General features: G+C 71.4%; 20 protein-coding genes. 10 read left to right on the top strand and 10 right to left on the bottom strand.

The features are described 5' to 3' along the window. Nucleotides 1–42: 42 nt before the first annotated feature. The 3 genes from cofD (at nucleotide 43) to ACIBH1_RS03220 (ending at nucleotide 2,787) form a co-directional block, all read left to right on the top strand. Complete coding sequence (gene cofD, locus ACIBH1_RS03230; RefSeq protein WP_397311910.1) at nucleotides 43–981, top strand: 2-phospho-L-lactate transferase; 939 nt, start codon at nucleotides 43–45, stop codon at nucleotides 979–981. Next, on the top strand, nucleotides 978–1,964 hold the full coding sequence (locus ACIBH1_RS03225) for a coenzyme F420-0:L-glutamate ligase (RefSeq protein WP_397311908.1): 987 nt from the start codon (nucleotides 978–980) through the stop codon (nucleotides 1,962–1,964). Before cofD ends, ACIBH1_RS03225 begins: the two co-directional genes overlap by 4 nt. A gap of 82 nt (nucleotides 1,965–2,046) precedes the next feature. Beyond that, complete coding sequence (locus ACIBH1_RS03220) at nucleotides 2,047–2,787, top strand: lytic polysaccharide monooxygenase (protein ID WP_397311907.1); 741 nt, start codon at nucleotides 2,047–2,049, stop codon at nucleotides 2,785–2,787. On the opposite strand, the gene ACIBH1_RS03215 is transcribed toward ACIBH1_RS03220, so the two are convergent. Then, a complete protein-coding gene (locus tag ACIBH1_RS03215) occupies nucleotides 2,784–4,451 on the bottom strand; it encodes a substrate-binding and VWA domain-containing protein (protein ID WP_397311906.1) in 1,668 nt (555 codons plus the stop codon). The genes ACIBH1_RS03220 and ACIBH1_RS03215 overlap by 4 nt on opposite strands. 73 nt (nucleotides 4,452–4,524) lie before the next feature. Further along, nucleotides 4,525–7,074 (bottom strand): bifunctional FO biosynthesis protein CofGH, encoded by a 2,550-nt coding sequence (locus tag ACIBH1_RS03210; RefSeq protein ID WP_397311905.1) that lies wholly within the window; start codon nucleotides 7,072–7,074, stop codon nucleotides 4,525–4,527. A gap of 93 nt (nucleotides 7,075–7,167) precedes the next feature. Between ACIBH1_RS03210 and ACIBH1_RS03205 the strand changes: the two genes are divergently transcribed. Genes ACIBH1_RS03205 through ACIBH1_RS03195 form a run of 3 tightly spaced genes read left to right on the top strand, consistent with a single transcriptional unit; the run spans nucleotide 7,168 to nucleotide 9,447 of the window. Beyond that, nucleotides 7,168–7,503, top strand: coding sequence for a YciI family protein (locus ACIBH1_RS03205; protein ID WP_397311904.1), 336 nt, complete (start codon nucleotides 7,168–7,170; stop codon nucleotides 7,501–7,503). Then, nucleotides 7,500–8,663 carry an RNA polymerase sigma factor gene (locus ACIBH1_RS03200; RefSeq protein WP_397311903.1) on the top strand — a complete coding sequence of 388 codons (1,164 nt, stop codon included), beginning with the start codon at nucleotides 7,500–7,502 and terminating at the stop codon, nucleotides 8,661–8,663. The genes ACIBH1_RS03205 and ACIBH1_RS03200 overlap by 4 nt, the downstream gene beginning before the upstream one ends. A gap of 28 nt (nucleotides 8,664–8,691) precedes the next feature. Beyond that, entirely contained in the window at nucleotides 8,692–9,447 is a 756-nt protein-coding gene (locus tag ACIBH1_RS03195; RefSeq protein WP_397311902.1) for an SDR family oxidoreductase, read from the top strand. On the opposite strand, the gene ACIBH1_RS03190 is transcribed toward ACIBH1_RS03195, so the two are convergent. Beyond that, nucleotides 9,444–10,337 carry a DNA-3-methyladenine glycosylase family protein gene (locus ACIBH1_RS03190; protein ID WP_397312185.1) on the bottom strand — a complete coding sequence of 298 codons (894 nt, stop codon included), beginning with the start codon at nucleotides 10,335–10,337 and terminating at the stop codon, nucleotides 9,444–9,446. The genes ACIBH1_RS03195 and ACIBH1_RS03190 overlap by 4 nt on opposite strands. An 87-nt stretch (nucleotides 10,338–10,424) precedes the next feature. Here ACIBH1_RS03190 and ACIBH1_RS03185 point away from each other — a divergent pair, with 87 nt between their 5' ends. Next, nucleotides 10,425–11,069, top strand: a complete 645-nt coding sequence (locus ACIBH1_RS03185) for a dihydrofolate reductase family protein (RefSeq protein ID WP_397311901.1) — start codon at nucleotides 10,425–10,427, stop codon at nucleotides 11,067–11,069. 4 nt (nucleotides 11,070–11,073) lie between these two features. Here ACIBH1_RS03185 and ACIBH1_RS03180 read toward each other — a convergent pair whose 3' ends face one another. The 5 genes from ACIBH1_RS03180 to ACIBH1_RS03160 form a co-directional block, all read right to left on the bottom strand. Beyond that, nucleotides 11,074–11,400 (bottom strand): cupin domain-containing protein, encoded by a 327-nt coding sequence (locus ACIBH1_RS03180; protein ID WP_397311900.1) that lies wholly within the window; start codon nucleotides 11,398–11,400, stop codon nucleotides 11,074–11,076. A 17-nt stretch (nucleotides 11,401–11,417) separates the two neighbouring features. Beyond that, the gene (locus tag ACIBH1_RS03175; RefSeq protein WP_397311899.1) at nucleotides 11,418–12,509 is read right to left on the bottom strand and encodes a sugar phosphate nucleotidyltransferase; all 1,092 of its coding nucleotides are present in this window, start codon (nucleotides 12,507–12,509) and stop codon (nucleotides 11,418–11,420) included. A gap of 13 nt (nucleotides 12,510–12,522) precedes the next feature. Continuing rightward, on the bottom strand, nucleotides 12,523–13,641 hold the full coding sequence (locus tag ACIBH1_RS03170; protein ID WP_397312184.1) for a glycosyltransferase family 4 protein: 1,119 nt from the start codon (nucleotides 13,639–13,641) through the stop codon (nucleotides 12,523–12,525). Between the two features lie 71 nt (nucleotides 13,642–13,712). Then, nucleotides 13,713–14,567 (bottom strand): YbhN family protein, encoded by an 855-nt coding sequence (locus ACIBH1_RS03165; protein ID WP_397311898.1) that lies wholly within the window; start codon nucleotides 14,565–14,567, stop codon nucleotides 13,713–13,715. Beyond that, complete coding sequence (locus tag ACIBH1_RS03160) at nucleotides 14,564–15,373, bottom strand: methyltransferase domain-containing protein (protein ID WP_397311897.1); 810 nt, start codon at nucleotides 15,371–15,373, stop codon at nucleotides 14,564–14,566. Before ACIBH1_RS03160 ends, ACIBH1_RS03165 begins: the two co-directional genes overlap by 4 nt. Before the next feature lie 88 nt (nucleotides 15,374–15,461). Between ACIBH1_RS03160 and ACIBH1_RS03155 the strand changes: the two genes are divergently transcribed. From ACIBH1_RS03155 to ACIBH1_RS03145, 3 genes are read left to right on the top strand one after another with little or no spacing between them, the layout of a single operon-like run. Further along, nucleotides 15,462–16,475 (top strand): SPFH domain-containing protein, encoded by a 1,014-nt coding sequence (locus tag ACIBH1_RS03155; protein WP_397311896.1) that lies wholly within the window; start codon nucleotides 15,462–15,464, stop codon nucleotides 16,473–16,475. Continuing rightward, nucleotides 16,472–17,527, top strand: coding sequence for a hypothetical protein (locus ACIBH1_RS03150; RefSeq protein ID WP_397311895.1), 1,056 nt, complete (start codon nucleotides 16,472–16,474; stop codon nucleotides 17,525–17,527). The genes ACIBH1_RS03155 and ACIBH1_RS03150 overlap by 4 nt, the downstream gene beginning before the upstream one ends. Before the next feature lie 9 nt (nucleotides 17,528–17,536). Next, the gene (locus ACIBH1_RS03145) at nucleotides 17,537–18,502 is read left to right on the top strand and encodes a YbhN family protein (protein WP_397311894.1); all 966 of its coding nucleotides are present in this window, start codon (nucleotides 17,537–17,539) and stop codon (nucleotides 18,500–18,502) included. On the opposite strand, the gene ACIBH1_RS03140 is transcribed toward ACIBH1_RS03145, so the two are convergent. After that, nucleotides 18,403–19,464, bottom strand: a complete 1,062-nt coding sequence (locus ACIBH1_RS03140; RefSeq protein WP_397311893.1) for a glycosyltransferase family 4 protein — start codon at nucleotides 19,462–19,464, stop codon at nucleotides 18,403–18,405. The two genes, ACIBH1_RS03145 and ACIBH1_RS03140, sit on opposite strands and share 100 nt — an antisense overlap. After that, nucleotides 19,461–20,375: a glycosyltransferase family 2 protein gene (locus ACIBH1_RS03135; RefSeq protein ID WP_397311891.1), complete on the bottom strand. Its 915-nt coding sequence runs from the start codon at nucleotides 20,373–20,375 to the stop codon at nucleotides 19,461–19,463. Before ACIBH1_RS03135 ends, ACIBH1_RS03140 begins: the two co-directional genes overlap by 4 nt. Nucleotides 20,376–20,402: the final 27 nt, after the last annotated feature.

Here is a 20,402-nt window from a genome sequence, read left to right as displayed (position 1 = left end):
GGGAAGCCTTACCTCAAGGACAGGGGTGACACACTGGACGGCATGCGTATCGTCTCCCTGGCCGGCGGCATCGGCGGAGCCCGCTTCCTGCGAGGCCTCAAGGCCGCCGCCCCCGACGCCGAGATCACCGTGATCGGTAACACCGGCGACGACATCACCCTGTTCGGCCTGCGGGTCTGCCCCGACCTCGACACGGTCATGTACACCCTCGGCGGCGGCATCAACGAGGAGCAGGGCTGGGGCCGCGAGAAGGAGACGCACGCCGTCAAGGAGGAGCTGGCCGCCTACGGCGTCGAGCCGCAGTGGTTCGGCCTGGGCGACCGCGACTTCGCCACCCACATCGTGCGCTCGCAGATGCTGGAGGCGGGTTTCCCGCTGAGCCAGATCACCGAGGCGCTGTGCTCGCGCTGGCAGCCGGGTGTCCGGCTGATCCCGATGAGCGACGACCGGTGCGAGACCCACGTGGTCATCACCGACGAGCGCGGCAAGCGGGCCATCCACTTCCAGGAGTGGTGGGTCAGCATGCGCGCCTCGGTGCCCGCCGAGTCGATCGCCCTGGTCGGCGTCGACACCGCCAGGCCCGCTCCCGGCGTGCTGGAGGCGATCGCCGATGCCGACGTCGTGATCCTGCCGCCGTCGAACCCGGTGGTCAGCGTCGGCACCATCCTCCAGGTGCCCGGAATCCGCGACGCGGTCGCCGCCAAGACGGTGGTCGGCGTCTCCCCCATCATCGGCGGCGCGCCCGTGCGCGGCATGGCCGACGCCACGCTGGCCGCGATCGGGGTGGAGACGAGCGCCCAGGCCGTGCTGGAGCTGTACGGCAGGCCGCTGCTCGACGGCTGGCTGGTGGCCGAGGAGGACGCGGGCGTCGCCCTCGACGGTGTGACCGTCCAGGCCCGTCCGCTGCTCATGAGCGACCCCGACGCCACTCGCGCCCTGGCCGGGGCGGCCCTCGACCTCGCCCTGGACCTGGCGCGATGATCGAGATCCTGCCGGTCCACGGGATCCCCGAGGTCGGTCCCGGCGACGACATCGCGAGCCTGATCGGCGATCTGGACGACGGCGACATCGTCGTGGTCACCTCCAAGATCGTGAGCAAGGCGGAGGGCCGCGTGCGGCAGGCCCCCGACCGCACCGCCGCGATCATGGAGGAGACCGTGCGGGTGGTCGCCAGGCGCGGCGACACGATCATCTCCCAGACCCGGCACGGCTTCGTCATGGCGGCGGCGGGCGTCGACGCCTCCAACACCGCGCCCGGCACGATCCTGCTGCTGCCGGAAGACCCCGACGCCTCCGCCAGGCAGATCAGGAAGGGCCTGCGCAAGCGGGTGGGCGTCATCGTCACCGACACCTTCGGCCGCCCGTGGCGTCACGGCCTGACCGACGTGGCGATCGGCGCGGCAGGGGTGCTCCCGCTGGAGGATTTCCGCGGCGGCGCCGACACGCACGGCAATCCGCTGAGCGCCACCGTGACCGCGCTGGCCGACGAGATAGCCTCGGCGGCCGAGCTGGTCAAGGGCAAGCTCGGCAACGTCCCGGTGGCGATCGTGCGCGGGTTGTCGCACCTGGTGACCGACGACGACGGGCCCGGCGTGCGCCCGCTGGTCCGCCCGGCCGACGAGGACCTGTTCAGGTACGGCTCGCGCGACGTGGTCTTCGCGCGCCGTACGGTCACGTCGTTCACCGACCGGCCCGTCGACCCCGAGGCGGTGCGGCGGGCGCTCCTGGCCGCCGACGCCGCCGCCTCCCCCACGGGCGAGAAGGCGTGGCGCTTCACGGTCGACGGCGACGCCTCGCCGTACCGGATCGTTCCCTCGGTGGAGGGCGAGCCCACGCCCGCGCGGCTGCTGGCCCTGGGCGCGGCGGTGCAGAACGTGCTCGTGCAGCTCGCGATGGAGGGGCTCGACTCGCGCTGGACCATGGACGATGCCGCGGGCGTCATCGAAGTCGGGCACGGCGGCTGACCGAAACTGTCAGAACCCGTTTACCGTTAGGAAACTTTCCTTTACTTTGGAGCCATCCCCCCAAGTAGAGGAGCCATACTCGATGAGAAAGGCACTCACGTTACTCTTCGCGGTCCTCATGGGGATCGCGACCTCCATCGTCGTGACGAGCAGTCCGGCGCAAGCGCACGGCTGGATCACCAACCCCTCCAGCCGGCAGGACCACTGCGCCGCCGGGCGCGTGGCCAACTGCGGGCCCATCATCTGGGAACCTCAGAGCGTCGAGGGACCCAAGGGCCAGCGCAACTGCCACGCGGGTGACTCCCGCTGGGCCCCGCTCAACGACGACAGCAAGCCGTGGCCGGTGACCAACGTCGGCACCACGGCCACGCTGACCTGGAAGATCACCGCCCGCCACTCCACCAGCACGTGGGAGTACTACATCGGCAGCACGCGCGTGGCGGTCTTCAACGACGGAGGCAGGCAACCTCCGGCGAGCTTCAGCCACACCGTCAACTTCTCCGGCTTCAGCGGCCGGCAGAAGGTCCTGGCCATCTGGAACGTCGCCGACACCCCGATGGCCTTCTACGCCTGCCTGGACCTGAACATCGGCGGCGGGCCGCAGCCCAGCCCGACACCGACGCCCACGGCCACGCAGAGCCCCACCCCCACCCCGACACCCACCCCGACCAGCTCGCCGGGTGGGACCTGGCGGGCCGGGACCACCTACGCCGCCGGCACGACCGTGACCTACAACGGCTCGACCTACCGCTGCCGCCAGGCTCACACCGCGATCGCCGGATGGGAGCCGCCCAACGTTCCCGCGCTCTGGGAACGCGTCTAACGACAGGTCGGATGGCAAAGGCGCCGGGCGAGAGCGGCGAGGAACACGTCGATGATCTCGCCCGGCTCCTGGGCCACGTGCAGGGAACCGTTGGTGGCCGAGGTGATCTCACCCAGGCCGTCGCGGTCCACGCCCGTCCCGAACGCGATCAGCACGATCTGGATCGGCCGTTCCGGGTCCCACTCCTCGCGCAGCCGCTCGAGCAGGCGGCTGCGCGAGCCCCCGTCGTCGCGGCCCGAGGTGATGACCAGCAGGGTGTTGTTCATGCCCTCGTAGTATCGCTCGCCCATCTCGCGGAAGCCGTCGGCGATCGCCTCGTAGAGCGAGCTGTCGCGCTTCTTGCGGGGCTTCAGCGCGGCGATCGTCTCCATGAGGCTGCCGCGCCGCACGGTCTGGCCCAACTCCGGCTCGTTGACCGGCCCCAGCGAGATGCGCTCGTGGTGCTCCTCGTCGAACTCCCACAGGCCCATGTGCGTGGAGTCGGGGAACAGCGGCAGCCCCAGCTTGGCGGCCTCCATGGCCACGCCCAGCCGGGTGCTGTCCTTCAGCGGCTCGGCCATGTGGCGCGAGGTGTCGGCCAGCACCAGCATGTTCGTCGGCGGGGCCAGCCGGCTCCAGGCTCCCAGCGCCTCGTCGAGGTCGGTGGGCGTGACCGCCTCGCGCAGCTTCGGCTCGGTGGTGGGCAGCTGGGGCCCCGGCGAGATCGGCCCGAGGCTCCCGTCGCCCGACCGGAAGCCCGCGCGGCGCACGATGTCCTGCGCCTCGCTCCCCCGCAGCCACTGGCCGAACAACCTGGCGCCCTCGGCGACCGGCCCGTCGTTCGCGGTGACCGCGTAGGGATAGTCGAGGTTGATGGTGCCCTCGCGCGGGTGCAGCGCGACCACGGGGTCGGCGGCGGCCTGCAGGTTGTGCGACCAGACCGACTGCTCGGGCACGATCACCACGGGCCGCTTCCAGAAGGAGCTGTCCATGCCCGCCAGCAGCGTGCGGTAGTCGGGCGCCGAACCGGCCTGCGCCCAGCGCACGAAGGCCGTCAGCGACTTGTCGGCGTCGGGGCTCTGGCCGACCACGTCACGCGCCGCGGCGACGGTGGCGATGCCCGCGCCTGCCTGCGACGGGTCGGGCACGCGCACGATGTCGGGCTCGTCGTCGTTGGGCGCCACCCTGCCGCGGACCGTCGCGGGGAAGACCATGCGCCAGTTCATCTCCGTACGGCTGACCGCGAACGTGGCCGCCAGCGACGAGCGGGTGGCGAAGACCAGCGGCGAGGTGGCCACGGTCACCGGCTCCCCGGGGAGCCCGGCCAGCCGGATCCACGCCGAGGAGTCAGGGATCCAGGCGTCGGGGCGCTCCCCGACGCCCGCACGGTCGCCGATCAGCGTGCGCAGCACCGGCGCCGGCGGCTGCTCGCTCACCTGGACCAGGACGCACCGGCCGTCGGCCGCGGCCCTGGTCCTGTTGAAGCGGCCCGCGGCCTCCATCGCCGCGGGCGCCACGTCGACCGCCGCGGCCACGCTGACCAGAACCGGATCCCGCGCCAGGCACCCGCGCTCGCCCGCGACGGAGATCGCCACCAGCGTCGCCGCGATCAGCGCAACAGCGCCGAGCCCTGCCGTGACACCCCGCCAGAACGCCTTGCGACGTCGGCCTTCGGGCGTCAGCAAGGGGCGGTGTCGACCTTGCCGCACAACTGACCTTTCTGTGGCTTACAACCTGCGTCGGAGCATAGAGAACTCGTTACAGCGGCACCACCCGCAGAACAGACTTGCACACGCCGTCGCTCGCCTCGGCGGCCTTGAGCCGTTCGGCATCGGGCCGGCCGTACTCCGTCGTGCGCTGCCGTACCGGGCGGCCCGTGGCGGCGGCCATCGCGCGCAGCTCGCTGATCGTCTTGTAGGAGCCGTTCTCGGATCCGGCCATGCGGCTGATGGTCTCCTCCATCAGCGTGCCGCCCAGGTCGTTGACGCCGCCGTCGAGCACTTCCTGGCACAGGGCGTCGCGCAGCTTCACCCACGAGCACTGGATGTTGTCGATCGCGCCGTGCAGCAGGATGCGGGCCAGCGCGTGCACCGCGCGGTTCTCCTGCGCCGTGGGCCCGGGACGGGCGATGCCCGCCAGGTAGATCGGCGCGCTGTGGTGCACGAACGGCAGCAGCACGAACTCGGAGAAGCCGCCGGTCTCCTCCTGGATGCTCCTGATCAGCCTGATGTGCTTGACCCAGTGCTCGTGGGTGTCGACGTGGCCGTACATCATCGTCGAGGTCGTCGGGATGCCGACCTTGTGCGCGGTGGTGATCACGTCGATCCACTCCCGGGTCGGGAGCTTGCCCTTGGTCAGCACCCACCGCACGTCGTCGTCGAGGATCTCGGCGGCGGTTCCGGGCAGGGAGTCGACGCCCGCCTCCCTGGCGGCGTGCAGCCAGTCCTCGATGGACAGGTTCGTACGGCTCGCGCCGTTGATGACCTCCATCGGCGAGAAGGCGTGCACGTGCATGTCGGGGGTCCGCTGCTTGACCGCCCTGGCGATGTCGAAGTAGGCCGTGCCGGGCAGGTCGGGGTGGATGCCGCCCTGCATGCAGACCTCGGTCGCCCCGGCGTCCCAGGCTTCCTGGGCCCTGACCGCCACCTGGTCGAGGCTGAGGGTGTAGGCGTCGGCGTCGGTCCTGCGCTGGGCGAAGGCGCAGAAGCGGCAGCCGGTGTAGCAGACGTTGGTGAAGTTGATGTTCCTGTTGACGACGTAGGTGATGTCGTCGCCCTTGGCCTGCCTGCGCAGCTCGTCGGCGAGCTTCGTCAGGGCGCGCAGTTCCTCGCCGTCGGCGCTCAGCAGCGCCACGGCCTCCGCGTCGCTGAGGGAGGCGGGGTCGGCCTCGGCCTTGCGCAGGGCCTGGCGAACCTCGCCGAGGATGACGGCGGGGCCGGAGGAGTCGAGCCGCTCCTTGAGCGCCTCCCAGTCGCCGTAGACGGAGTCGAAGTCGTCGCGCCGGTCGGCGGAGCGGCCCTCGGTGTCGACCTCGACGTGCAGGTCCACGCGGCCGGAGGCGGCGAATCCGCCGTCGGGCTCCTGCCAGGGCCGCCCGGTGGGTGCGACGTCCCTGGCCAGGCCGGTGGCGGGGTCGGCGAGGGCGGCCACGTGCCCGGCGACGCGCGGGTCGAGCCACGGCTCCCCTGCCAGCACGTACTCCGGGTAGATCGTCAGGCGTTCGCGCAGCGTGAACCCGGCCTCCGCCGTGCGGGCGGCCAGGTCGTCGATGTGCGGCCAGGGGCGCTCGGGGTTCACGTGGTCGGGCGTGAGCGGCGAGACGCCGCCCCAGTCGTCGATCCCGGCCCTGATCATCAGGTCGTACTCGGAGTCGACGAGGTTCGGCGGCGCCTGCACGCGCATGCGCGGGCCGAGCACGAGGCGGGTCACCGCGATCGTCGCGGCGAGCTCCTGGAGGTCGGCGTCCGGCATGCCGCGCATGGCCGTGTCGGGCTTGGCGCGGAAGTTCTGGACGATGACCTCCTGGATGCCGCCGTATTCCCGGGCGACCTTGCGGATCGCGAAGATCGACTCGGCGCGGTCCTCGACGGTCTCGCCGATGCCGATGAGAACGCCGGTGGTGAAGGGCACGTTGACCCGCCCGGCGTCCTCCAGGACGCGCAGCCGCACGGCGGGGTCCTTGTCGGGCGAGCCGTAGTGCGCCGCGCCCTTCTCCTCGAACAGCCGGCGCGAGGTCGTCTCCAGCATCATCCCCATCGACGGCGCGACGGGCTTGAGGCGCTGCAGGTCGCGCCACGACATGACGCCGGGGTTGAGGTGCGGCAGCAGGCCGGTCTCCTCCAGCACCCTGATCGCCATGGCCCTGACGTAGGACAGGGTGTCGTCGTATCCGTGCGCGTCGAGCCACTCGCGGGCCTGGCGCCAGCGGTCCTCGGGGCGGTCGCCGAGGGTGAACAGGGCTTCCTTGCAGCCCATGGCCGCGCCCTGGCGGGCGATCTCCAGCACCTCGTCGGGGCTCAGGAAGGCGCTGGGCAGCTTGTGCGGCGCGGTGGCGAACGTGCAGTAGCCGCACTTGTCGCGACACAGGCGGGTCAACGGGATGAAGACCTTCTTGCTGTAGGTGATGATCCCCTCGCGCCCGACGTCCCGCAGTCCGGCGTCGCGCACGCGGGAGGCGTGCTCGAGCAGGGTGTCGAGGTGCCCGTCTCGGGCGTGCAGGAGGACGGTCGCCTCGGTGGCGTCGAGGGCCTTCCCGTCGCGCGCGCGGGCGAGGGCTCGGCGGAGGGCGGTGTCGCTGACCAGAGTCATACGGGCACATTACGGCCCTCTGGGTTCCGACGCCGCACCCAGGTCGGTGGGAAGGGCCTGTCGATATCCGGAACCCTCGTTCGTCGTATGGGTATGAGGTATCTGATGATGATCGCGGGACTGGAGTCCGCGCTGCCCTCCGATGAGGAGGTCGCCGCCGATCCCGCTCACGGCGCCTGGCTGCGGGAGATGCGCCGGCGGGGTGTGCTGGTGACCGCCGCGCGGCTGCGCGGCAGCGAGGACGCCACCAGCGTCCAGGTGCGCGACGACGCCGTCCTGATCGCCGACGGGCCCTTCGCCGAGAGCAAGGAGCAGATCGCCGGCTTCGCCGTGCTCGACTGCCGCGACCTCGACGAGGCCATCGAGATCGCGGCCTCGCATCCGGTCGCGCGGGTCGGAGTGATCGAGGTGCGGCCGTTCTGGGAGTGATCGAGCAGGTCTTCCGCGACGAGCGCGCGCAGGTCCTGGCCACGCTGATCGGGTTGACGGGCGACTGGGACCTGGCCGAGGAGTGCCTCCAGGACGCCTGCATGCGCGCCCTGGAGACCTGGCCGCGCGACGGCCTGCCCAGCAGGCCGGGCGCGTGGCTGACCACGGTGGCCCGCAACCGGGCCAAGGATCTGATGCGCCGGGAGGTGGTCGGCGCGGCCAAGCTGCGGGAGGCGGCGATGACCAGCCGGGAACACGAACCGGACACCGATCTGCTCAGCCTGATCTTCACCTGCTGCCACCCGGCGCTGTCGCTGGACGCCCAGGTGGCCCTCACCCTGCGCACCCTGCTCGGCCTGGGCACCGCCGAGCTGGCCAGGGCCTTCCTGGTGCCCGAGCCGACGATGGCGCAGCGCCTGGTCCGTGCCAAGCGCCGCATCCGCAACGCCGGCATCCCCTACCGCGTGCCGCCCGATCACCAGTTGCCCGAGCGCACCGCGGCCGTGCTGGCCGTCATCTACCTGCTGTTCAACCAGGGGTACTCCGTCGTCGAGGCGGGGCTGAGCGGCGAGGCGATCAGGCTGGGGCGCATGCTGGCCCGGCTCATGCCCGACGAGCCGGAGGCGCTCGGGCTCCTGGCGCTCATGCTGCTGCACGAGGCCAGGCGGCCGGCCAGGCTCGACGCGGGCGGCGAGCTGGTGACGCTCGATGAGCAGGACCGCGGCCGCTGGAACCCCGAGCTGATCGCCGAGGGGCGCGCCCTGCTGGAATCGGCCCTGCGCAGGAGGAAACCGGGGCCCTACCAGGTGCAGGCCGCCATCGCCGCCTGCCACGTGGAACCGGGCGGGCCGGACTGGCCGCAGATCGCCGGCCTCTACGGCCACCTCGCCAAGCTCGTGCCGTCGCCGGTGGTGGAGCTGAACCGGGCGGTCGCGATCGGCATGGCCGACGGGCCGGGGGCGGGCCTGGCCGCCGTCGAGCGGCTGTCGCTGCCGGGCTATCACCTGCTGCCCGCCGTACGGGCCGACTTCCTGCGGCGGCTGGGGCGGACGGCCGAGGCAGCGGCGGCCTACCGCGAGGCCCTGGAGCTGGCGCCCACCGAGGTCGAGCGACGACACCTGCGAAAGATGCTCGCCGGTGTCGATTCCGGGGACGGCTGATTCGTCGGTGCTCCAGAAGGAGGAATCGATGATTCTCAAGGGAAAGACAGCCGTGGTCTACGGCGCGGGCGGCGCCCTGGGCGGCACGCTCGCGCGGGCCTTCGTGCGGGCGGGCGCCGAGGTGCACCTGGCCGGGCGCGATCTGGGCAAGCTGGCGGCGGAGATCGGCGCGGCAGGGGCGGCCGAGGTCGACGCGCTCGACCCGGCGTCGGTGGAGGCGCACGCCGATGCGCTGGGCGCCTTCGACATCTCGGCCAACGCGATCGGCGTGCCGCACCTCCAAGGGCGCCCGCTCCTGGAGCTCAGCCCGGATGAGTACGCCGTGCCGATCGCCGCCTACACGCGCAGCACCTTCGTGACCGCCACCGCCGCCGCCCGCCGCATGCGGCCCGGCGGGGTGATCCTCACCCTGTCGGCCACGGCCTCAGGGGTGCCGGCCGCCCCGACCGGCGGGTTCGGCACGGCCTGCGCCGCGGTGGAGCACCTGTCGTGCCAGCTGGCCGCCGAGCTGCGGCCCAGCGGCGTGCGCCTGGTGTGCCTGCGCGCCAACGGCATCTCCGAGAGCGCCTACGCGGGCTCGCACGCCAAGGCGATCTGGGCGGAGTTCGCGCAGCGCGCGGGCGTGCCCCTGGAGGAGTTCCTGAACCAGCCGGGCGAGAGCCTGCTCGGGGAGAACCTCACCCTGGCGGAGTTCGCCGACGTGGCGCTCTTCCTGGTCTCCGACCAGGCGCGGGCGATGACCGCGACGGTGGTCAACGTCAGCCGCGGGCAGGTGATCGGCTAGAAGGCGCGATAGTCCCTGACGGAGTTGCGCGGCCCCCTGGCCGGGGGCCGCCGCCCGCTCAGCCCGATGACGATCGTGGCGCGGTGACGATGCCCTTCGTACGGCTCCAGCAGCCGCATCATCCCCGCGTCATCGGTCTTCTCGCCCGTCAGCGCGAAGCCGACGATCTTGGCCAGGTGGAAGTCGCCGATGCTCACCGCGTCGGGGTCGCCGAAGGCGCGCTGCCGCACCTCGGCCGAGGTCCAGACACCGATGCCGGGCAGCGCCCGCAGCAGGCGGTCGGCCTCGGCGCTGTCCTTGGCCGCCTCCAGCTTCTCGGCGTGCCAGGCGGCGGTCGCGATGGTCCTGGCCCGTACGGCTTCCGCGCCCGCCCGGTGCCAGTCCCACGCCGGGATCCGCCTCCACACGGCGGCCTCCGGCACCACCCGCATGCCCTCGGGCGCCGGTCCCGGCGCGGCCTCGCCGTACCGCCGCAGCAGCCACCGCCACGCCCGCCAGGCCTCCTGGCCCACGACCTTCTGCTCCAGCACCGCGGGCACCAGGGCCTCCATCACCCTGCCCGAGCGCCCGATCCGCGGGACCCTGTGCCTCCTGACGACCTCCTTGAGCAGGGGGTGATGGACCACGAACCCCGCCGGATCGTCGTCGGCCCCGAGCAGGGCGGGCAGGGTGTCGAGCAGCCACTCGGCTCCCGGGCCCCAGGCCTGCCCCCTGACCGTGCCCCCGCCCGCGGTGATCCTCAGCGTGCCGGGCCCCAGAGGAGTGCGGCTCGTGCGCCAGACGGCGGCGTCGGGCGTCTGGCGGAAGGTGGGATCGCCGCCGCCGTGCTGGTGCGGGCCCAGGATGCCGCCCACGTCGAGCGGCCCTTCCGGCACCCACATCCGTTCCATCACGTTGTCACGTTAATGGATGTCGAGAACGCGGCGACGGCTCCGACCAAGGGGTGAAAGGCACCTTCGACCGTGAGGAAGAATCCGATGTCCAAGCTCATCGTCTCCACCTTCACCATCTCCCTCGACGGCTACGCCGCCGGGATCGGCCAGCGGCAGGACGCCCCCTTCGGCGACGGGGCCGACGGCCTGCACGACTGGATGACCAGCACGCGCGCCTTCCACGAGACCCACGGCCTGGAGGGCGGCGTGGAGAGCGCCGACGACGCGTATGTCAGGGGCGCCGTCGGCCACTTCGGCGCCACGATCATGGGCAGGAACATGTTCAGCGCCTCACGCGGGCCGTGGGAGGACCTGTCGTGGACCGGCTGGTGGGGCGACAACCCGCCCTACCACAACGACGTCTTCGTCATGACCCACCACCCGCGCCCGAGCTTCGAGCTGGAGGGCGGCAACGCCTTCCACTTCGTGGACGGCTCGCCCGCCGAGGTGCTGGAGCTGGCCAGGGCCGCGGCGGACGGCAAGGACGTGCACCTGGCGGGCGGCGCGGCGACGCTCCGTCAGTATCTGGCCGCCGGGCTGGTCGACGACATGCGGCTGACGATCTCGCCGGTCCTCGTCGGCGCCGGCGAGCGGCTCTTCGACGGCCTGGACACGCTGCCGAGCCACTATCGCGTGGCCGAGCAGGTCAGCACCGCGGCGGCGACCCACGTGCACATCGTGCGCCGCTGAGGCCTCAGCCGCCGGCCCGCGAGCCGTACGCGGGGCCGAACACGACCAGGAGGGTCAGGTCCTCGGTGATGTCGACGAAACGGTGCTCCTCACCCGCCGGGACGAAGATCACCGCACCGGGGCCGACCTGCTCCTGGCCGGTCGGCGTCACGATCGTGGCCCGGCCGGTGGTCACCACGTAGATCTCGTCCTCGGTGTGCGGGCTCTGCGTGTCGGCGCCGCCCGCGGGAATGCAGTACGTGCCGATCGACAGGTCGGGCACCTTGAGATGCTCGACCCAGTCACCGGCTTCCGGATGAGCCCATTCCCCCGCGCCCTTGATGATCTGCATAGAGGGTGACTTTAGCGTCAGATGTCGCTCGACCAGCGCACGGAGCAGTCGTCCAGGGTGACGTCCGGCCAGACGCGGATCCCGGCCTGCAGCTCGTTGCCCGCCCCGATGACGGACCTGTCGCCCACGACGGCGTCGCGCACCGAGGCGCCGGAGCGGACGCGGGCGCCCTTGCCCACGACGGAGTCGACGACGGTGGCGCCCGAGGCCACGACGCTGCCCTCGAGCAGCACGCTGCCGGTGACGGTGGCGCCGGCCTCGACGACCGCGCCCGCGGCGACGGTCGTGCCGCCGTCGACCTTGGCCTCGGCCGAGACCTCGGCGCCCGGCAGCAGCAGCGACTCTCCGACCGGCCCCGGCAGGGCCGGTGAGGCGAGCCGGCCGAGGACGAGGTCGGCCGAGCCGCGCACGAACGCGGCGGGCGTGCCCACGTCGAGCCAGTAGGCCTGATCGGCGTAGCCGAGCACCAGCGCGCCCGACTCGATCAGCCCGGGGAAGGTCTGCCGCTCGACGGAGACGACCTCACCGGCCGGGATGGTGTCGATGACCGAGCGGGTGAAGACGTAGCACCCGGCGTTGATGCGGTTGGTGACCGGGTTGGGCGTCTTCTCCAGGAAGGCGGTGACCCGGCCGGTGGAGTCGGTGGGGACGCACCCGAAGCGGGTCGGGTCGTCGACCTCGGTGAGGTGGAGCGTGACGGCGGCCTGCCGCGAGACGTGCTCGCGGACCTGGGCGCCGACGTCGTGCCCGGACAGGATGTCGCCGTTCAGGATCAGCACCGGGGCGTCGTCGGCGCACGTCAGCGCCTCGGCGGCGTTGCGGATCGCGCCGCCGGTGCCCAGCGGGCTCTCCTCCTCCATGTAGACGAGCTCCAGCCCGAGCGCGGAGCCGTCGCCGAAGACGGGCTCGAACATCGAGGCCTTGTAGGAGGTGGCGAAGACGATGCGACGGACGCCGAACGAGCGCGCCTGGGCCAGTTGGTGTGCCAGGAACGGCACCCCGGCTGTCGGCAGCAGGTGCTTGGGCGAGTCGAGGGTCAGGGGCCGCAGGCGCGTCCCGAGCCCTCCCACGAGGAGGACCGCCTCCAGGTTCGGCAAAGAGTGCTCCATCACCTGGGGGAGTCTATTCGACGGCGCGTAGATAAGCGCCGAGATGTGCTTCGGCCGAAACGTCCCAGGTGAACTCGCGCGCTCTGGCCAGGCCCGCCGTGCTCAGCTGGGCCCGGCGTTCCGGGGAGTCGAGCAACTGGCGCAACGCCACGGAGATGGCCGCGGCGTCGGGTTCTGTGTAGGCGACCGCGTCACCGCCGACCTCGGGCAGGGAGGTGCGGTGGGTGGTGAGCACGGGGGCGCCGCAGGCCATCGCCTCCAGGACCGGCAGGCCGAAGCCCTCGCCCATCGACGGGAAGGCCACCACCTGGGCGCCGCCGAGGAAGCCGCAGATCTCGCCGTTCGACAGGTAGCCGGGCCGTACGACGCGGACCGTCGCGGCCAGCTCGCGGCAGGCGGCGTCGACGTCCTCCTCGTGCACGCCTCCGCCGATCACCAGCGCGGGCGGGTCGATCATGCCCTCGACCGCCATGGCGAATCCGCGGATCAGGTTGGGAACGTTCTTACGCGGCTCCAGCGCGCCGAGGAAGGCCACGTACGGCCGGCCGTGCAGGCCGCAGCGGTTGGTGGCCCGCTTGATCTCCGCCTCCGAGGGAGGATGGAAGATCGCCTGGTCGACGCCGTGGTAGGCGACGTCGATGCGGGTGGGGTCGGCGGCCAGGACGCGGATGAGCTCGTCGCGGGTGGCCTTGGAGGGCACGATCACCCGGTTGGCGCGGCGCGCGGCGGTGCGGGTGGCCGAGCGGATGTAGGAGGCCTTCTCCAGGCCGTGCCTGCTCGGGTCGGTGAACCACGTCACGTCGTGCACGGTGACCACGGTCGGGAGTCCCGAGCGCATGGGCATGGAGTAGTAGGGCGCGTGGATCACCTGGGCGCCCGCCTGCTGGGCGAGCACGGGCAGGCTGGTCTGCTCCCAGGTGAGCCTGGTGGAGCGGTTGGTGATCGACGGCGGTCCGGGGATCACCCTCGCCGAAGGAGCGAGCCGGGAGTAACGGTCGGCGTCCGCGCGCTGGCAGACGATGATCAGGTCGGCGCCGGCCCGGTGGAGCGCTCCTATCAGGCCGTCGACGTATCGGATCAGAGCACCGCGGTCGGCGGGGACCGCTGCCGCGTCGATGAGCACCCGAGGCATCACGCAGATCTCTCCCCTCAAGACCTTGCATCCCCTTTACCCTAATCCGCGGCGCCCGCTTGTGGCATGCATCACACACCCGCGCGCTTGGCGGTGAGTCCCGCGAGCCCGGCGCACAGGGCGTCTCCGGCGATGATGACGATGCGCGAGACCAGTGCCACGGCGATGGCGTCACCCTGCGGGAGCAGCGGCGCGAGCACGGCGACCATGGCGACCTCGCGCACTCCCGCCCCGGCGGGTACGACGAAGGTGAGGATCCCGAGACACCACGACAGGGCGAAGGCGCCGATGCAGAAGATCGGGTCGCTGCCCACGATGAAGTACAGGTGCAGGCCGTACGCCAGCCAGCCCGTCAGCGCCCAGCCGAGCGCGGTCAGCATGCCCTTGCGCGACAGGGGGTGCTCCAGCGGCTCGCGCTTGAGCTTGCGCAGCACGAGGGAGATCACCCGGTTGATCACCTTCGGCTCCAGCAGCACCAGCAGCACCGGGATGGCCAGCAGCACCCAGCCGTAGCTGCTCCAGCCGAGCGTCGCCAGGGTGACGAGCAGGCCCGTCGCGAGCTGGATGGGCATCATCAGGAAGAAGGCGGCGGCGCTGCGCGAGCGCGGCACGCCCAGGTCCTTGCCCATCTCCATCTGCGCGATGACCGGCCAGAGCGCGCCGGGGATGTACTTGCCCAGCTGCCCCACGAAGAAGACCTTCGCGCCGTCGCGGAACGACAGGCGGGAGCCGAGGTCGTTCAGGAGGCTGCGCCAGGTGAGCATGGCGCCGAGCAGCGCGGCCACCACCGCGACCAGCGACAGCGCCACCATCGGCCACGACAGCCGTGCGAAGCCCGCGACGACCTCGTCCCACTGCCGGTAGATCGCCCACGCGCCGAATCCCAGGGCGATCGCCAGGAAGGCGATCCTGACGATCTTCTTCACAGCGGCTGCGGAGGCTGGGGCAGCGCGGCTCCCGCGGGGCGCGCCGGGCGCTTGGTGGCCACCCAGATGTAGGTGGGCACCAGGGGCAGGACCAGCCGCAGCGCCGCTCGGGGCGCGCGGGCCAGCACGGCCTGCGCCGCCCTGCCGGCGGCGCCGGGGAACAGCTCGCCCCCGGCGAAGCTCTGCGGGGTGGCCAGCACGGGGAAGGTGTAGTCCCACACGTGGAAGGCGCGCAGCATGCGGCGCAGCCCGCGCCGGGTGCGGAAGCGCTCGTAGTAGTGGTCGGCCCGGCCGAAGGCCCGCACGTAGCGGTCGGCGGCCTTCTCGGGAAGGTACGACAGGAACGGCAGCTTGTAGTGGGGCTCCATGATGCCGAGTTTGTTGCCCAGTCCGAGGTAGAGCACGCCGTCGTCCTTGAGCACCCGGTGCATGTCGGCCACGACGGCGTCGGGGTCGACGACGTGCTCGTAGATGTGGTTGAAGACCAGCACGTCGACCGAGTTGTCGGGGAAGGGCAGGGCGGTGCCGTCGCCGCAGACGAACGCCACGGTGGCGCCGAAGCGGTCGGCGGCCTTGCGCAGGCCGGGCACGTCGATGTCGACGCCGAAGGTGTGGCCGGCGACCTTGGACAGCTCGTCGGCGATGAATCCCGCCGAGCAGCCGACGTCGCCGACGGTCAGCCCTCCGAGCGGCCCGCGGAAGTGCTCCAGCACCGCGATGATCTTGGCGGCCTTCCTGCGGCGTTTGCCCTCGTCGAGCATCGCGCCTTGGAACTCGGAGTACTCCAGCTGCTTTTGCCTTGCCACGCTGCCCCACAGTACCCGTGCGGGTGTGTCAATCCGTCATCAATCCAGGAGCACTAGGCTTTCCGGTCTCACGACAAAGGGGGATTTAGTGGGACTTTGGGACAGCATCCGCGGCGAGTTCATCGACATCATCGAGTGGCTCGACGACAGCCGCGACACGATCGTGTGGCGCTTCCCCCGCCACGACAACGAGATCAAGAACGGCGCCCGGCTCGTCGTACGCGAATCGCAGACGGCCGTCTTCGTCAACGAGGGCCGCGTCGCCGACGTCTTCCCGCCCGGCACGCACACCCTGGCCACCCGGAACCTGCCGATCCTGTCGACGCTCCAGGGCTGGAAGCACGGCTTCGACTCGCCCTTCAAGGCCGAGGTCTACTTCGTCAGCACCCGGCAGTTCACCGACCTCAAGTGGGGCACCCAGAACCCGATCATGGTGCGCGACCCGGAGTTCGGCCCGGTACGGCTGCGCGCTTTCGGCTCCTACTCCGCCCGCGTCACCGACCCGGCGACGTTCCTCGCCGAGCTGGCCGGCACCGACGCCCGGTTCCGCACCGAGGAGGTCGAGGGCTTCCTGCGCGGCCAGATCGTCAGCCGCATCGCCGCGACCCTCGCCGGGGTGCCCGCGCTCGACCTGGCCGTACGGCAGAGCGAGCTGGGCGAGCTGCTGGGCCGTACGGTCGACGAGCAGCTCGCGGACGTGGGCGTCAGCGTTCCCGCGCTCTTCATCGCCAACGTCACCTTCCCGCCCGAGGTGGAGGCCGCCCTCGACAAGCGGGCCTCGATGGGCGTGCTCGGCGACCTGGGCCGCTACACCCAGTACCAGACGGCCAATGCCCTGGGCACGGCCGGCGCGGTGAGCGAGGGCGTCGGACTCGGCATGGGCATCGCCGCCGCCCAGCAGATGGTCAACCGTCCTCCCGCGCTCCCCCAGGAGCAGTGGTTCGTCGGCCGCGACGGGCAGCAGCTCGGGCCGTTCACCCGCGACGCCCTGCCGGCGCTCACCCCCGACACCCTCGTCTGGAAGGCCGGCATGCCCCAGTGGCTGCCCGCGAGCCAGGTGCCCGAGCTCGGGCTCACCCCGCCCCCACTGCCTGGAGCATGATGTCCCCCTGTGACGGCTGCGGCGCCGGCGTGGAGTTCGCGCCGGGCACCACGCTGCTGCGCTGCCCCTACTGCGGCCACGAGCAGCAGATCGAGCCGCCCGAGCGCACGATCGCCGAGCACTCCTACGACGAGTTCCTGGCCAAGCCGCGGGTCCAGGCGCTCGCGCCCAACCGGCTGGTCTGCCCCGGCTGCAAGGCGCGCACCGAGAGCGACGCGATCTCCAAGCTCTGCCAGTTCTGCGGCGGGCCGCTGATCGCCGACGTCGGCTCGGGCGACCAGATCGCGCCGGAGGCGGTGCTGCCGTTCGCGCTGGACCGCGCGGGCGCCCGCGACGCGCTGCGCTCGTGGGTGCGCACCCGCTGGTTCGCCCCGAACCGGCTCAAGAAGGTCACCGAGGCCGAGTCGATGAAGTCGACCTACCTGCCGCACTGGACCTTCGACGCCCACACCGTCTCCGACTACACCGGGCAGCGCGGCGAGCACTACTGGGAGAACGAGAGCTACACCGACTCCGAGGGCAAGAGCCGCACCCGGCAAGTGCGCAAGACCCGCTGGTACCCCGCCAGCGGCACCGTCTCGCGCGCCTTCGACGACGTGCTCGTGCCCGCGACCACCCACGCCACCAAGGAACGGCTCGACAAGCTGGAGCCGTGGCCGCTGGAGCGGGCCGCCGCCTTCGACACCCGCTTCGTCACCGGGCACCACAGCCTGCGCTACGACATCGAGCCGCAGGCCGGGCTGGAGCTGGCCAAGCAGGAGATGGCCGAGGTCATCGAGCAGGACGTGCGGCACGACATCGGCGGCGACGTGCAACGGGTGCACTCGGTCACGACCGGCTACTCCGGCCGCTACTTCAAGCTGCTCTTACTCCCGGTGTGGATCGGCTGCTACCTGTTCGGCGGCACGACCTACCAGGTGCTGATCAACGGCATGAGCGGCGAGGTCGACGGCGACCGGCCCTACAGCGCCGTCAAGATCGCCTTCGCGGTGCTGGCGGCGCTGGCCGTCATCGGGGCCGGAGCCTGGCTCTACCTGAGATCACAGGGTTAGGCTGTGCGGATGCTCACCCGGCTGCGCACCTCTCCGTGGGTCAGGGTCCTGCTCGCGCTGGTCGCCCTGGCCTTCCTCGGGTGGGGCGTGGCCACGAACTGGGACGCCACCAGCAAGGCCCTGGCCGACATGTCGGTCTGGTCCGTCGTGGCGGCGCTCGGCGCCGTGCTCGCCGGTCAGCAGTGCATGCTGCTGGCCTGGCGTCGCGTCATGGCCGGGCTCGGCACGCCGATGCGGGTCGGCGTCGCCGGGCGCATCATGTTCGTCGGGCAGTTGGGCAAGTACATCCCCGGCACCGTGTGGGCCTACGCGGCGATGATGGAGCTGGCCACCAAGCACGGCAGCCCGCCCCGCCGCACCTTCGCGGTCATCTCGCTCGGGCTCGTGATCAACCTGGGCGTGGCGCTGACGATCGCGGCGGCCACCGCCCAGCAGGCGTTCGCCGGGGCGCGCTGGCTCATGCTGCTGATCCCGGTGATCATCGTCTGCCTGCATCCGCGTGTGCTGACGTGGGGGCTCAACCTGGCCCTGCGGCTGGCCCGCAAGGAGCCGCTGGAAAGTGTCCTGCCGGGCAGGGCCCTGCTGGTCGCAGTCGGCTGGACCACACTGGGCTGGGCCTGCTGGGGCCTGCACGTCTACCTGCTCGGCGGCGGCGCCTACCCGCTGTCGACCGGCGCCTTCGCCTTCGCGTGGGCGACCGGGCTGCTGGCCTTCTTCATCCCCTCGGGCATCGGTGTGCGCGAGGGGGCCCTGGTGGCCGCGATCGGGCCGCTCATCGGCGTGCCCGCCGCGCTGGCCATCGGTATCGTCTCGCGGCTGATCTTCACGCTCTCCGAGCTGATCATGGCCGCGCTCTACTTCTTCGTGCTCGGCCGTCAGAGGTCGAGCAGCACCTCGACGTACGACGACCAGAACGGCTCGGGGTCGACCGCCTTGACGCCCGACCGCAGCAGCTCCGGCACGCCCGGCTCGTAGAACCGCTCGATCGTCGCGCGCAGGTCGGCGACGTCGTCGGGCTTGACCAGCAGGCCGTCGACGCCGTCGGTCACGTGGTCGGCCAGCGCGCCCACCCGCGTCGCGATCACCGGGACCCCGTGCTCGTGTCCGAGCCAGACGTTCTGGCTGGCCGTGGCGCTGCGGTAGGGCAGCACGAGCGCGTCGGCCCGCGCGAACAACGCCGGCACGTCGTCGGCGGCCACGTAGCCCGGCCGCAGCTCGACGCGCTCGCCGTTGCCCAGTTCCTCGATCAGCCGCTTGGTGTCGTCGAGCCCGCCCCAGAACTCCCCCGCCACCGTGAGCGAGACGTCGGACGGCAACGCCCTCAGCAGCAGGTCGAGGCCCTTGTACGGCCGGACGATGCCGAAGAACAGCAGCCGCCGGTGCACCTCCTGGTTGCGCTCGCCCGTCGTCGATGGCAGGTGCGGCGCCATAGCCGCCACGCTCACCGGCTCGGCGGTCAGCTCCCTGGCCAGGTCGGCCTGCTGCTCGGAATGCGCCAGGACCGCGTCGACCCTCTTCAGCAGGGCCTTCATCAGCGGCTTGTCGTACGGCTTGCGCTCGTGCGGCAGCACGTTGTGGCACAACGCGATCGTCTTGGTGCGCCCGCCGATCCCGGCCAGGATGCCCAGGTAGGCGGGCACCTGCACGGGGCTCAGCACCGCCAGGATCACCAGGTCGGCGCGCCGCAGCCGCCGCCCGCACGCCACCCATCCGAACGGGTTGCGCCAGTCGAGGTCGCGCCTGGTGCGGTGGTAGGGCACGCCCTCCGGATCGCTGATCGTCTGCTGGCCCGGGTAGAGGAACTTCGGGTACTGCGCCCGCCACGACTCGATGACCACGTCATGGCCCTGCTGCGCGAGCCGGCGCGCCAGCTCCGTGGTGTGCTGGGCCCCGCCGCCCTTGTAGGGGTAGGTCGGGCCGACGATCGCGATCCTCATTCGCCTCTGGACCGCACAATCAGGTCGGCCAGCAGGGCCACCGCCGCGATGATCAGACCCGACATGAAGATCATGATGGTGTTGTTGGCCAGGTAGAACGGCGTCTTGACGTTGTCGTAGACGGCCTTGGCCAGCCCGATGCCCACCAGCCACAACGCCAGCGGCATCAGCACCTTGAGCGGGTTGAAGTACATGATCATCCGCAGCACCTGCAGGATGTAGCGGTAGGCGTCGGAGATGAAGCTGAACTTCGACTTGCCCGCCCGCTTGGCGTAGTCGATCGGCAGGTAGTAGATGTCGTGCTGGTTCATCAGGAACGACAGCGTGATCGTCGTGACGCAGGAGAAGCCGGGAGGCAGCAGCCGCAGATAGGGCCTGGCCACGCTCTTGCGGAAGGCACGCAGACCGGAGTTGAGGTCGGGGATCTTCTGGCTCGCCAGGCGCTCGGCGACCTTCCTGATCACCCACTTGGCCGGGACCCGCAACATCTTGTGCGAGCCCTCCTCCGAGGTGCGCGCCCCGACCACCTGGTCGATGGTGATGTCCTTCTCCAGGAGCTGGACCAGCTCGGGGATGCGCTCGTTCGGGTAGGTCATGTCGGCGTCGGTCCACACGACGATCTCGCCGCGCGCCTCCTGCGTGCCGATGCGCCGCACCGTACCCGAGCCGCCGTTGCGGTGGAAGGCGCGGATGCGCATGTTCGGGTAGCGCGAGACCGCCTCCTGCAGGCGGGCCAGGGTGGAGTCGGTGGAGCAGTCGTCGACGGCGACCAGCTCGTAGGTGTAGCCGCTGGAGTCCATCGCCGCGCAGATGCGGTCGACCTCGTCGATCACGTGATCCTGCTCGTTGTAGCACGGCAGGACAATCGTTACGTACGGCGCTTCATCCACGGCGGGTCCAGTGCTGCTCACGGGGCTTGAGGCTACCCTGCCCCGGAT

It is taken from the genome of Nonomuraea sp. NPDC050663 (assembly GCF_044456985.1).
GTDB lineage: Bacteria > Actinomycetota > Actinomycetes > Streptosporangiales > Streptosporangiaceae > Nonomuraea.
This window is presented reverse-complemented; position numbering and strand designations above follow the sequence as displayed.